The 13,100-nt window shown below is 71.7% G+C and carries 7 protein-coding genes; 6 read left to right on the top strand and 1 reads right to left on the bottom strand.

All coding sequences use genetic code 11. The features are described from left to right. Positions 1-133: 133 nt before the first annotated feature. Complete coding sequence (gene guaB / locus ACZ56E_RS07265) at positions 134-1,651, top strand: IMP dehydrogenase (protein WP_468604558.1); 1,518 nt, start codon at positions 134-136, stop codon at positions 1,649-1,651. A 113-nt stretch (positions 1,652-1,764) separates the two neighbouring features. Then, positions 1,765-2,889: a GuaB3 family IMP dehydrogenase-related protein gene (locus ACZ56E_RS07270; RefSeq protein ID WP_362993411.1), complete on the top strand. Its 1,125-nt coding sequence runs from the start codon at positions 1,765-1,767 to the stop codon at positions 2,887-2,889. 52 nt (positions 2,890-2,941) lie between these two features. Here ACZ56E_RS07270 and ACZ56E_RS07275 read toward each other — a convergent pair whose 3' ends face one another. Continuing rightward, positions 2,942-4,195 carry a nucleotide sugar dehydrogenase gene (locus tag ACZ56E_RS07275; RefSeq protein WP_362993409.1) on the bottom strand — a complete coding sequence of 418 codons (1,254 nt, stop codon included), beginning with the start codon at positions 4,193-4,195 and terminating at the stop codon, positions 2,942-2,944. Positions 4,196-4,422: 227 nt separating this feature from the next. Here ACZ56E_RS07275 and ACZ56E_RS07280 point away from each other — a divergent pair, with 227 nt between their 5' ends. From ACZ56E_RS07280 to ACZ56E_RS07295, 4 genes are all read left to right on the top strand, one after another. After that, complete coding sequence (locus tag ACZ56E_RS07280; RefSeq protein ID WP_468604561.1) at positions 4,423-6,132, top strand: glycerol-3-phosphate dehydrogenase/oxidase; 1,710 nt, start codon at positions 4,423-4,425, stop codon at positions 6,130-6,132. Positions 6,133-6,496: 364 nt separating this feature from the next. Further along, complete coding sequence (locus ACZ56E_RS07285; RefSeq protein WP_471212001.1) at positions 6,497-8,596, top strand: serine/threonine-protein kinase; 2,100 nt, start codon at positions 6,497-6,499, stop codon at positions 8,594-8,596. A gap of 128 nt (positions 8,597-8,724) precedes the next feature. Further along, positions 8,725-11,229: a protein kinase gene (locus ACZ56E_RS07290; protein WP_471212004.1), complete on the top strand. Its 2,505-nt coding sequence runs from the start codon at positions 8,725-8,727 to the stop codon at positions 11,227-11,229. Between the two features lie 132 nt (positions 11,230-11,361). Further along, positions 11,362-12,999: a serine/threonine-protein kinase gene (locus tag ACZ56E_RS07295; RefSeq protein WP_471213084.1), complete on the top strand. Its 1,638-nt coding sequence runs from the start codon at positions 11,362-11,364 to the stop codon at positions 12,997-12,999. Positions 13,000-13,100: the final 101 nt, after the last annotated feature.

A 13,100-nucleotide genomic window follows, 5' to 3' on the forward strand; every position in this document is an offset into this window, starting at 1 on the left:
CGCTCGGCCGAGGCCTGAGCGACGCCGTACGAACGTACAAAGAACCGCGATGATCTTGATCGTGGAATGAGACACCCTCGAAGCCCGTTAGCATGGACATCCGCACCGATCAAGGCCATTTGGGGAAGGTGTCATGACTGCAAACGGCGGTTCTTCGACTGGGGTGCCCGAGAAATTCGCGACACTCGGGCTGACCTACGACGACGTGCTGCTGCTGCCGGGCGCGTCGGACATGGCGCCCGACCAGATCGACACTTCCTCGCTCGTCTCCAAGAACGTCAGGGTGAACGTCCCGCTGCTCTCCGCGGCGATGGACAAGGTCACCGAGTCCCGCATGGCGATCGCCATGGCGCGCCAGGGCGGCGTCGGTGTCCTGCACCGCAACCTCTCCATCGCCGACCAGGCCAACCAGGTCGACCTGGTGAAGCGCTCCGAGTCCGGCATGGTCACCGACCCGATCACGGTGCACCCGGACGCGACGCTCGGCGAGGCCGACGCGATCTGCGCGAAGTTCCGCATCAGCGGCGTCCCGGTCACCGACGCGGCCGGCAAGCTGCTCGGCATCGTCACCAACCGTGACATGGCCTTCGAGAACGACCGCAGCCGCCAGGTGCGCGAGGTCATGACGCCGATGCCGCTGGTCACCGGCAAGGTCGGCATCTCCGGCGTGGACGCCATGGAGCTGCTGCGCCGCCACAAGATCGAGAAGCTGCCGCTGGTCGACGACGCGGGCATCCTCAAGGGCCTCATCACGGTCAAGGACTTCGTGAAGGCCGAGAAGTACCCGAACGCCGCCAAGGACGGCGAGGGCCGCCTGCTGGTCGGCGCCGCCGTCGGTGTCGCGGGCGACGCCTTCGAGCGCGCCCAGGCCCTGGTCGCCGCGGGCGTCGACTTCATCGTCGTCGACACCGCGCACGGCCACTCCCGGCTGGTCGGCGACATGGTCGCCAAGATCAAGTCGGACGCCCCGCGCGTGGACGTCATCGGCGGCAACATCGCCACCCGCGACGGCGCCAAGGCGCTCATCGACGCCGGTGTCGACGGCATCAAGGTCGGCGTCGGCCCCGGCTCCATCTGCACCACGCGCGTCGTCGCCGGTATCGGCGTACCGCAGGTAACGGCTATCTACGAAGCGTCGCTCGCCGCCAAGGAGGCCGGTGTCCCGGTCATCGGCGACGGCGGCCTGCAGTACTCCGGAGACATCGCCAAGGCGCTCGTCGCCGGCGCGGACACGGTCATGCTGGGCTCGCTCCTCGCCGGCTGCGAGGAGTCCCCGGGTGAGCTGATGTTCATCAACGGCAAGCAGTTCAAGTCGTACCGCGGCATGGGCTCGCTGGGCGCGATGCAGACCCGCGGCGAGCGCAAGTCCTTCTCCAAGGACCGGTACTTCCAGGAGGGCGTCGCCTCCGACGAGAAGCTGGTGCCCGAGGGCATCGAGGGCCAGGTCCCCTACCGCGGCCCGCTCTCGGCCGTTGTCCACCAGCTGGTCGGCGGACTGCGCCAGTCGATGTTCTACGTCGGCGGACGCACCGTCCCCGACCTGCAGGCCAACGGCCGCTTCGTCCGCATCACGTCCGCGGGCCTCAAGGAGAGCCACCCGCACGACATCCAGATGACGGTCGAGGCGCCGAACTACAGCCGTACGAAGTAGCCTGCCGGCTCCACACCCACGTGTGAGGGGCGGTCCCGGGTCAACCGGGACCGCCCCTTCCGTGTGCGTCGGGGATACTGGACAGGCAGACCAAGAGGGAAAGGCCCCACAACGTGACTGAGATCGAGATCGGGCGCGGCAAGCGCGGCCGCCGCGCGTACGCCTTCGACGACATCGCCGTCGTACCGAGCCGGCGCACCCGCGACCCGAAGGAGGTCTCGATCGCGTGGCAGATCGACGCCTACCGCTTCGAGCTGCCCTTCCTGGCCGCTCCCATGGACTCGGTGGTCTCCCCGCAGACCGCCATCCGCATCGGTGAGCTGGGCGGCCTCGGCGTCCTGAACCTCGAAGGCCTCTGGACGCGGTACGAGGACCCGCAGCCGCTGCTCGACGAGATCGCCGAGCTGGACTCGGAGACCGCGACCCGCCGCCTCCAGGAGATCTACGCGGCCCCGATCAAGGCCGACCTGATCGGACAGCGCATCAAGGAGGTGCGCGACGCGGGCGTCGTCACCGCCGCCGCGCTCTCGCCGCAGCGCACCGCCGAGTTCTCCAAGGCCGTCGTGGACGCCGGCGTCGACATCTTCGTGATCCGCGGCACCACCGTCTCCGCCGAGCACGTCTCCGGCGCCGCCGAGCCGCTGAACCTGAAGCAGTTCATCTACGAGCTGGACGTCCCGGTCATCGTCGGCGGCTGCGCCACCTACACCGCGGCCCTGCACCTGATGCGCACCGGCGCCGCGGGCGTCCTGGTCGGCTTCGGCGGCGGCGCCGCGCACACCACGCGCAACGTCCTTGGCATCCAGGTCCCGATGGCCACCGCAGTGGCGGACGTCGCCGCGGCCCGCCGTGACTACATGGACGAGTCCGGCGGCCGGTACGTGCACGTCATCGCCGACGGCGGCGTGGGCTGGTCCGGCGACCTGCCCAAGGCCATCGCGTGCGGCGCCGACTCCGTGATGGTGGGCTCCCCGCTGGCCCGCGCCACGGACGCGCCCGGCAAGGGCCACCACTGGGGCATGGAGGCCGTCCACGAGGACGTGCCGCGCGGCAAGAAGGTCGACCTGGGCACGGTCGGCACCACCGAGGAGATCCTCACAGGACCGTCGCACATCCCGGACGGCTCGATGAACTTCTTCGGAGCGCTGCGCCGCGCCATGGCGACCACGGGCTACAGCGAGCTCAAGGAGTTCCAGCGCGTCGAGGTGACGGTCGCGGACTCGCAGCACAAGCGCTGACGGATCGTTCTCGGAAGGGCCCCGGTACTTCGTACCGGGGCCCTTTTCGTCGTCACAGCCGGTGGGCGGCGCCCGCCGGAGTGGCGCCCCTGGTGTCCAGGAGCAGCTGGGCCTTCACCGCGAGACCTTGCAGGTCGTACGTGCGGTGGTGCTGGAGCAGGATCGTGAGGTCGGCGTCGGCGGCCGCTTCGTAGAGGGAGTCCGCGCGCGGGACGGGGCGGCCGAGCACGCTCCAGCTGGGCACGTAGGGGTCGTGGTAGCTGACCGCCGCGCCGAGCTCCATGAGGCGGGTCGCCACCTCCTGCGCGGGCGCGCCCTGCTGGTCGGCGAGGTCGGGCTTGTAGGTGACGCCGAGGAGCAGGACGCGGGCGCCGCGGGCCGACTTGCCGTGTTCGTTGAGCAGGGTCGCCGAGCGCTGGATGACGTACTGCGGCATGCGGTCGTTGACCTGCTGGGCCAGCTCGACCATGCGCAGGGGGCGGACGCCGCGGGAGGGGTTCGGGATGTCCAGGGGGACGCCGTGGCCGCCGACGCCGGGCCCGGGGCGGAAGGCCTGGAAGCCGAAGGGCTTGGTCTCGGCGCAGCGGATGACGTCCCACAGGTCGATGCCGAGGTCGTGGCAGAGGACCGCCATCTCGTTGACCAGGGCCATGTTCACGTGCCGGTAGTTGGTCTCCAGGAGGTGGACGGTCTCCGCCTCGCGGGGGCCCCGGGCGCGGACGACCTTGTCGGTGAGCCGGCCGTAGAAGGCGGCGGCCGATTCGGTGCAGGCCGGGGTGAGGCCGCCGATGACCTTGGGGGTGCCCGCGTAGCCGTGCGTGCGGTTGCCGGGGTCGAGACGGCCGGGGGAGTACGCGAGGTGGAAGTCGCGGCCCGCCCGCAGGCCGGAACCCGACTCGAGGATCGGGCGGAGGAATTCCTCGGTGGTCCCCGGGTAGGCGGGGGATTCGAGGATCACGGTGGTGTGCGGCCGCAGGCGCGCGGCCAGCGCCCTGGCCGCCTCTGCCACCTGGCCAAGGTCCAGTGAGCGGTCCGCGGCCGGTGGGGTGGGCGCGCAGATGACGGCGGTGCGGACCCGGCCGAGCTCGGCCGGGTTGACGGTCGGCCGGAAGCCCCCCGAGAGCATCCGGCGGACGTCGGCGGCGGTGAGGGTGCCTTCGGCGCCGTCGCAGGGCAGCCGGCCGCCGGCCAGGTCGGCGGCGCGGACCGGGTCGTAGCCGATGGTGGCGATGCCGCCGGAAACGGCGGCCTGGGCGAGGGGCAGGCCGAGGTGGCCGAGGCCGATGACAGCGAGATCTGCGGGCATGGCGGTGGGCCGTCCTCCCAATAGCCGGACCGGGACGAGTGCGCAAGCCCTGTGGACAAAGCGGAGCAGCGCAATGTCAGACTAGGAGTAAATATGACCGATTTGCGGTATTGCACCGCGTGGAGCTCCGGAGTGTTGTCCACAGGCTGGGTTCGTGTTCAGCGGGCGACGGAGAAATCTGGGCATGATGTGAGTCCGACCACACCCGATCTCAACGGGAGGCAGCGGTGAGGACAGCGACACTCGGGCCGGCGCAGCGTGCCGAGTCACTTGCGGGAATGGCCGAACGGGAGCTGGACATCCTGGTCGTCGGCGCGGGCGTGGTCGGCGCGGGGACGGCACTCGACGCGGTGACCCGCGGCCTGTCCACCGGCCTCGTCGAGGCGCGGGACTGGGCCTCCGGCACGTCGAGCCGGTCGAGCAAGCTGATCCACGGCGGGCTCCGCTATCTGGAGATGCTCGACTTCGCGCTGGTGCGCGAGGCCCTGAAGGAGCGCGGCCTGCTCCTGGAGCGCCTCGCCCCCCACCTCGTGAAGCCCGTGCCGTTCCTCTACCCCTTGCAGCACAAGGGCTGGGAGAGGGTGTACGCCGGATCGGGCGTCGCGCTCTACGACGCCATGTCCATGTCCCGCGGACACGGCCGCGGCCTCCCCATGCACCGCCACCTGACGCGCCGCCACGCCCTGCGCGTCGCCCCCTGCCTGAAGAAGGACGCGCTGGTCGGCGCGATGCAGTACTACGACGCCCAGATGGACGACGCGCGTTACGTGGCCACCTTGGTCCGCACCGCTTCGGCGTACGGCGCGAAGGTCGCCAACCGCGCGAAGGTCACCGGCTTCCTGCGCGAGGGCGAGCGCGTCGTCGGCGCCCGCGTGCAGGACGTCGAGGGCGGCGGGGAGTACGAGATCCGCGCCAAGCAGATCGTCAACGCGACCGGTGTGTGGACGGACGACACCCAGGCCATGGTGGGCGAGCGCGGCCAGTTCCACGTCAGGGCGTCCAAGGGCATCCACCTGGTCGTGCCCAAGGACCGGATCAACGCCTCGACCGGGCTGATCCTGCGCACCGAGAAGAGCGTCCTCTTCGTCATCCCGTGGGGGCGGCACTGGATCGTCGGGACGACCGACACGGACTGGGACCTGGACAAGGCACACCCGGCCGCCTCCAGCGCCGACATCGACTATCTCCTGGAGCATGTGAACTCGGTGCTCGCCGTGCCGCTCTCCCGGGACGACGTCCAGGGGGTGTACGCCGGGCTCCGCCCGCTGCTTGCCGGCGAGTCGGACGCCACGAGCAAGCTGTCCCGCGAGCACACGGTCGCGCATCCGGCACCGGGCCTGGTGGTCGTCGCGGGCGGCAAGTACACGACGTACCGCGTGATGGCCAAGGATGCCGTCGACGAGGCGGTGCACGGCCTCGACCAGCGGGTCGCCGACTGCGTCACGGAGGACATCCCCCTCGTCGGCGCCGAGGGGTACAAGGCGCTGTGGAACGCTCGCGCGAGGATCGCCGCGCAGACGGGTCTTCATGTGGTGCGCGTGGAGCACCTGTTGAACCGGTACGGCTCGATGGCCGAGGAAGTCCTCGAACTCATCACCAAGGACCCGGACCTGGGCAAACCGCTGCCGGGCGCCGACGACTACCTGCGCGCCGAGGTGGTCTACGCCGCATCCCACGAAGGCGCGCGCCACCTCGACGACGTCCTGACGCGGCGGACGCGCATCTCGATCGAGACGTTCGACCGCGGCACGCGCAGCGCCAGGGAGTGCGCCGAGCTGATGGCCCCCGTCCTCGGCTGGGACAAGGACCAGATCGAGCGGGAAGTGCAGCACTACGAGAAGCGGGTGGAGGCCGAGCGTGAGTCGCAGCGGCAGCCCGACGACCTGACGGCGGACGCGGCGCGGCTCGGGGCACCGGACATCGTGCCGCTCTCCTAGGGGCTGGAGGCTGGCGGCGGTTGCTTCTCTCCCAGGTGGGTACTTCCAGCTGTTTTATGGCGAGTTGAAGGACGACCGTCGCCGTGCACGCCCGGGGGTCCGGTGGCGTAGGGTGCGTGCGCCCGGGGTGACCGGGACAGCCGGGGCTTGCCTCGGATGGCCAGTGGCGGAAGAGTGTGGCCGGTATTCAACGCTGTGTTGGCATGCCGACACCTCCTCGCGCGCTGTCCCTCATGAGGGACGGGACGAGGGGCGGGACAAGGGTCGTCGGACCCTGGGCGCCGGCCGGTCCCCGAGTAAGGGACAATGAAGGCTCTGTCAGGGCGGGTTGCTCGGGTAGCAGCGGTAGCAGCAGAGGGGACGCATGTCGGACGCGGAGCAGACGGGTGACGCCCGTCGGGACAAGAGCCAACGTCTCCTCGCCGGCCGGTACCGGCTGGGAGAGGTGCTCGGCCGCGGCGGCATGGGCACCGTCTGGCGCGCCAAGGACGAGACCCTTGGTCGTACGGTCGCGGTGAAGGAGTTGCGTTTCCCCTCCAGCATCGACGAGGAGGAGAAGCGACGGCTCATCACGCGTACGTTGCGTGAGGCGAAGGCGATCGCGCGGATCCGCAACACCAGCGCCGTGACCGTCTACGACGTGGTCGACGAGGACGACCGGCCGTGGATCGTGATGGAACTGGTCGAGGGCAAGTCGCTCGCGGAGGCGATCCGCGAGGACGGCACGCTCACGCCGCGGCGGGCGGCCGAGGTCGGCCTCGCCGTCCTCGACGTGCTGCGCTCCGCGCACCGCGAGGGCATCCTGCACCGCGACGTGAAGCCGTCGAACGTGCTGATCGCCGAGGACGGGCGCGTCGTGCTGACGGACTTCGGCATCGCGCAGGTCGAGGGCGACCCGTCGATCACGTCCACCGGCATGCTCGTCGGCGCTCCGTCCTACATCTCCCCGGAGCGCGCCCGCGGGCACAAGCCGGGTCCTGCGGCCGACCTGTGGTCGCTGGGCGGCCTGTTGTACGCGGCCGTGGAGGGCGTGCCCCCGTACGACAAGGGGTCGGCCATCGCGACCCTCACCGCGGTGATGACGGAGGACGTCGAACAGCCGGTGAACGCGGGCCCGTTGGAGAAGGTCATTTACGGCCTGCTCGCCAAGGACCCGGAGCAGCGGCTCGACGACGCGGGCGCGCGGGCGCTCCTCATGGACGTCATCCACGCGCCGGCGGCCAAGGCCGTGCCGGAGCCGGTGGAGGCGACCAAGGTGGTGCCGCTGCCGCCCGTGCCGCCGAACGAGCCGCCGAGGGCGCCGAAGACACCTAAGACGCCGAGGTCCACGCGGCTCACGAAGTCCGCGAGGAGCACGAAGGGTTCCGCGGCTGCCGCCGGTGCCGCGGGTGCCGGTGCTGTCGGCGCGGCCGGTGTTTCGGGTGGCGCTGCCGGATCGCCCGCTGCTGCCGGGAGTGCCGGGGCCGCCGGGGCCGGTGGTTCCACGGGGACAGCCGCGCGCAAGGCCGAGGAGGTCGCCGACCGGCTCAAGGGCGCCCTTCAGTCGGTGCGGAAGACGTCCACGACGGCCGCGACCGCTCCGGGCGCCACCGAGCGCGGCACCGGGGCGGCCACGTCCTACTCGGCGCCCGCCTCCGCCGGTTCGCCTGCCAACGGCCGGAGCGTGCCGCCGCGGGTGCCGCCCAAGGCGTCGCTCACCGATGTGGTGCCGCGCCGGACGCTGGTGATCGTGTCCGTGGTGGCCCTGCTCGCCGTGCTCGGTACGGTGCTCGCCTTCGCCCTGTCCGGCGGGGGAGAGGGCGACTCCGGCAAGGACAGCAAGGGCGGCGACAAGGCCGCGTCCAGCGGCGCGAGCGCCGGTGGCGACGGCCAGGGCGATGCCGACAAGGACGCGGGCAAGGACACCGGCAAGGAAACGGACAAGGGCTCCGGGGCCGGCGACGGCCAGGACAAGGAAGAGAGCCCCGACCCGGACGAGGGCAAGGGCACCGACCCGAGCAAGGGCGACGACGACGGCAAGAAGCCGGCGGACGGCGCCGAGTCGACGTACAAGCACGCCCAGGGCTTCAAGATCGGACTCCCCAAGGGGTGGAAGTACCAGTCCACGAGCCGGGCGGGCGCGCGGTTCGGCGGGCCCAACGGCCAGAAGCTGCTGGTCGGCTGGACCACCGCACCCAAGGACAACCCGGTCAGGGACTGGACGAACCAGGAGAAGTTCATGGTCCGGCCGCAGTACGACCGGATCCGGATAGAGAAGGTCGGCTTCCGCGGCTGGAACACCGCCGACTGGGAATTCACCTACGTGGACGGCGGGACCAAGTACCGGTCCATCGACCGCGGCTTCGTCGTCAACAGCGGCCTCGGCTACGGAATCATGTACACCGCCAAGGCCGACGAATGGGGCGGCGACGAGCGGCGGACCGCGTGGCGGACGTTCACAAGGACGTTCGAGCCGAAGTCCTGAGCTGAGATCTCGTATCCCCTCATTGCGGTCCGCCCACGGCACGTATCGTGAGTGCTTGCGGACCGTACACAGCCGCAACGGGCCGCAAGACGAACGGATTTGACCACCGGGCGGACGGGGAAGGCATCGTGGACGACTACGCGGGTCGGGTGCTCGCCGACCGCTACCGCCTGCCGCTGCCGCCTTCCGACGAGTACGAACTCGCCGAGTCGCGCGCCTTCGACACGTACAGCGGGCAGGAAGTGCTCGTCAGGCAGGTGCCGCTGCCCGAGATCGTCGACGCGGAGATGCTCGACGAGGAGCCCGACCTGCCCGACGGCTTCGTGCCGCGGGCGGGGGGCGGCCCGGTCGGCGGTGCCGGTGTGCGGCGGGCCGCGGCACGGACGACGCGCAGGCCCGCGGAGCCCGCGGTGCGGCGCGCCATCGAGGCGGCGCAGACCGCCGCGCAGATACCGGACCATCCACGGCTCGACCAGGTCTTCGACGTGTTCGCGGAGGGCGGCTCGCTGTGGATAGTCAGCGAGTTGGTGGCGGCGAGGCCGCTGGCGGCGCTCCTCGCGGACCGGCCCCTGAGTCCGTACCGCGCCGCCGAGGTCGCGGCGGACGTCCTCGCGGCGCTGCGTGTCCTGCACGGGCACGGCTGGGTGCACCGGAACATCACCGCGCGGACCGTGCTGATCTGCGACGACGGCCGCGTGATGCTGACGGGCCTGGCGGCCGGGGCGGCCGAGGAGGCGCTCTGCGGGTACGACCCCCGGCCGGTGGAGGCGGGGGAGGCGGCCGGCTCGGCGGGGTCGGTCGGCAATGTGGCCGGACACGGGAGCGCCCCCGCTGAGGGGGTGCACGAGACCGGGGACGCGCAGCTCGCCCCCGCGCCGGAGTCCGCCGCGAGCGGCGCGCGCACCGGGCGCACGGGTGCGGTCGCGGCGTACCGCGCGGGAGCGAGGGCCGCGGCGCGTACGACCGAAGAGGACGCCGCCGCCGACCTTGGGGCCGGCCCGACCGGGCAGATACCGGACCCGTACGGCGTGGCGGGCAGGCAGCCGCCCTGGCACGGCGCCGTGCCGCGGAACGGAATCCCGGCGGCGCGGAACACGACGGACGAGGGCGGGAGCCCGCAGCGGGACACGTACGAGAAGGGCCGCGGGAACACGTACGAGCAGGGCCCCGGGAACCCGTACGAGCAGGGTCCCGGGGACCCGTACGTGCAGGGCCCCGGGAACCCGTACGAGCAGGGCCCCGGGGACACGCACGAGCAGGTCCGTGGGGGCGGGCGCGGGGGATGGGACGACGGTGCCGCCGAGGGTGCCCCCTCGCGCGGCCCCTCCACCGCCCTGGCCGCCGAGCGCGCCCGGCACGCCCGCATGGTGGTGGTCGGGGCCGTCACCGAGCGGTGGGCGCCCGAGCAGGCCGGTCCCGTGCACGAGAACTGGCGGCTCGCCGCGCCGATCGGCCCCTCCACCGACCTGTGGGCCCTGGGGGCGCTGCTCTTCCGCGCCGTGCAGGGACACGCGCCGTACCCGGAGGACAGCCCGGCCGAACTCGTCCAGCTGGTCTGCGCCGAGCCGCCCGCCTTCGCCGAGGAGTGCGGCCCGCTGCGGCCCGTGGTCGAGTCGCTGCTGCGTCAGGACCCGACCGAGCGACTCGACTTCGAGGAGCTGAGCGGCTGGCTGCGCTCGCTGGTGCGGTCGGCGCCCGAGCCGGAGGCCGGGGCGCACGTCGTGCCGGTGCCGCCGTACGACGCGGGCAGACTGCCTGTCGTACGCCGCCGTGGCGAGGTCGTCCGCAAGCGGCGCGGCGCCGCGGCCGCTGCTGCCGCCGCGGGGAACGGGCAGGGGCAGGGCCACGGGCGGCACAAGCGCGGCAAGGGGCCGGCCCGCGTGCCGCAGAGCCGTGGCCCGGCCAGGCCCCGTTCGCTCGGGCGGCTGCTGCTGATCGCCATTCTGGTCGGGCTCGCCGCGGCCGTCGCGTACGCCATGGTGTTCATGCCCAAAGCCGATGACGGGGCGTCGGGCGACCGCGCGGGGACGGCGGGCGAGGTCAGCTCGGCCCCAGAGGCCCCCGGCACACCCACCGACGGCAAGGACAAAGAGAAAGAAGACAAAGAGAAAGAAGAAGACACAGACAAGTCCGGCAAGAATCCCGGTTCGCAGGAGCCGCAGACCACCAACCCCGATCTCGCGCAGGGATTCACCCTCCGCAAGGACCCCGAGGGCTTCCACGTCGCCGTCGCCGGCGGCTGGGACCGGCAGCCCAAGAACGGCCGGGGCCAGGTCCGTTACACGCACGCCGGTTTCGAGCTGCTGGTCGTGCCCGGGCGCGACACCACGGACAGCTATGGCAGCGACCCCATGAAGTACCAGCGTGAGGACGAGCGCGAGCTGCAGCCCTTCCGTGACTCGTCCTGGGCGACCTCCAGCGGCATGCGCCGTATCGACGTCGGCGGACGGGCCATGGCGGAGGGGCAGTTCACCTGGCAGGACGCCTCGGGACGCGAGGTCTTCGTACGGAATCTCGCGATGATCGTCGGCGGGAAGTACCACGTGGTGCAGGTGCGCGGGCCGGAGGCCGAGCGGGACGAGGTCACGCGGTTGTACGAGCAGGCTTCGGCCACGTATCGGGTCACCGGCTGAGCCGATTCCGGCACTCTGGACATGCACGGCATGCGTCACAGTGCGGTCTCCTAAGGGCCCCTGTGGTTCCCTGTGTGCTTCCCGCTCCATAACCTGGCCCTGTCAAGACCATTGCGGGGGAACGTGAACCAGATGCAGGGCCTGCTCCTCGCGGGCCGCTACCGACTCACTGAGACCATCGGCCGCGGTGGCATGGGACGGGTGTGGCGCGCACAGGACGAGGTGCTGCACCGTGCCGTCGCCGTCAAGGAGCTGACGGCCGCGCAGTTCGTGCAGGAGGCCGACCGCGCCGTCCTCTTCGCGCGGACGCAGACGGAGGCGCGGGCCGCCGCCCGCATCAACCACCCCGCCGTGGTCACCGTGCACGACGTCCTGCAGTACGACGACCGGCCCTGGATCGTGATGGAGCTGGTCGAGGGGCGTTCGCTGGCGGACGCAGTCAAGGACGACGAGCGGGTCGAGCCCGTCGAGGCGGCCCGCATCGGCCTGTGGACCCTGAAGGCCCTGCGCGCCGCGCACGCCGCCGGCGTCCTGCACCGCGACGTCAAACCCGGCAACGTCCTCCTCTCCGACGACCGGCGCATCCTGCTCACCGACTTCGGGATCGCCGCGATCGAGGGCGACTCCACGATCACGCGCACCGGGGAAGTGGTCGGATCGGTCGACTACTTGGCGCCCGAGCGTGTCAGCGGCGGCAACCCAGGCCCCGCCTCCGACCTGTGGGCGCTCGGTGCCACGCTGTACACGGCCGTCGAGGGCTTCTCGCCCTTCCGGCGCACGTCACCGCTCGGCACCATGCAGGCCGTGGTCACGGAGGAGCCCGCGGCGCCCCGGCACGCGGGAGTCCTCGCACCCGTCATCAGCGCGCTGCTGCGCAAGGACCCGGAGACCCGGCCCTCCGCCGAAGAGGCCGAACAGATGCTGGCGGAGGCCGCGGAGGGACGCCGTCCGCACCACGCGCAGGCCTACGTGCCGACGCAGACGCACCCGGCCACCGGCGGGCACACGGACACACACGTGGTCGCGCCCACGGACGCGCGGGGCGGCACCCGCTCGACGTACGCGTACGGGACCCCGCCCCAGCCCCCGTCCCCACAGACCCCCGCCACCCCCACCGGCCACGACGTGCTCACCGTCGTCGGCGGGCAGGGGCAGCCCCAGCCCCGGCCCTCGCGTGAGCGCCGTCGCTGGCCCGGGATCGTCGCCCTCGTCGTGGTGGCCGCGCTGCTCGGCGGCGGTGGCGTCCTGGGGTACGTGCGCTTCGCGGGCGGTGCGCAGGAGCAGTCGAACGGCGAGCGGGGGACGGCGGTGGGCGGCATCCCCGAGGACTGGCGGCGGGTGAACGATCCCGAGGGCTTCAGCCTCATGCTGCCCAAGAAGTGGAAGCGCGAGGTGAACGGCAACCAGGTCGACTACACACCCGACGGCGGCCGCCGGTTCCTGCGCATCGCCGTCGAGAAGAACCCGCAGTACGAGAGCTCGTACGCGCACCAGTTGTCGTTGGAGAAGAACCTGCGGGTGAAACTTCCCCAGTACCGGCGGCTGGAACTGAACTCGAACACGTTTCGGGATCAGTCGGGCTCCCTCTGGGAGTTCAGCTGGAAGGCGGGTGCGAACGACACGACCAAGGGGCCGCGCCGGGCCATCTCGCAGACGTATCTCAGCCGTGACGGCGTCGAGTACGTGCTGTACATGTCCGCCCCGGCAGCGGGCTGGGACACCACGCGGGAGCAGTTCGACGCGATGCTCCGGGGGTGGCGGGAGCGCTGAGCGCCCCCGCTCACCTCTGGTGACGCTGTGGCGACCCGCGTGGGCGGCCGGAACCGGCCCCGCGCTCGCTGCGCGCCATTCCGTTCGCACACGTGTGGGGC

Source organism: Streptomyces sp. NPDC039480 (assembly GCF_055597165.1).

Bases quoted from the DNA above. Each gene is read 5' to 3' on its own strand.
- guaB (WP_468604558.1), top strand. From the start codon at position 134: ATGACTGCAAACGGCGGTTCTTCGACTGGGGTGCCCGAGAAATTCGCG.
- ACZ56E_RS07295 (WP_471213084.1), top strand. From the start codon at position 11,362: ATGCAGGGCCTGCTCCTCGCGGGCCGCTACCGACTCACTGAGACCATC.
- ACZ56E_RS07275 (WP_362993409.1), bottom strand. From the start codon at position 4,195: ATGCCCGCAGATCTCGCTGTCATCGGCCTCGGCCACCTCGGCCTGCCC.
- ACZ56E_RS07285 (WP_471212001.1), top strand. From the start codon at position 6,497: ATGTCGGACGCGGAGCAGACGGGTGACGCCCGTCGGGACAAGAGCCAA.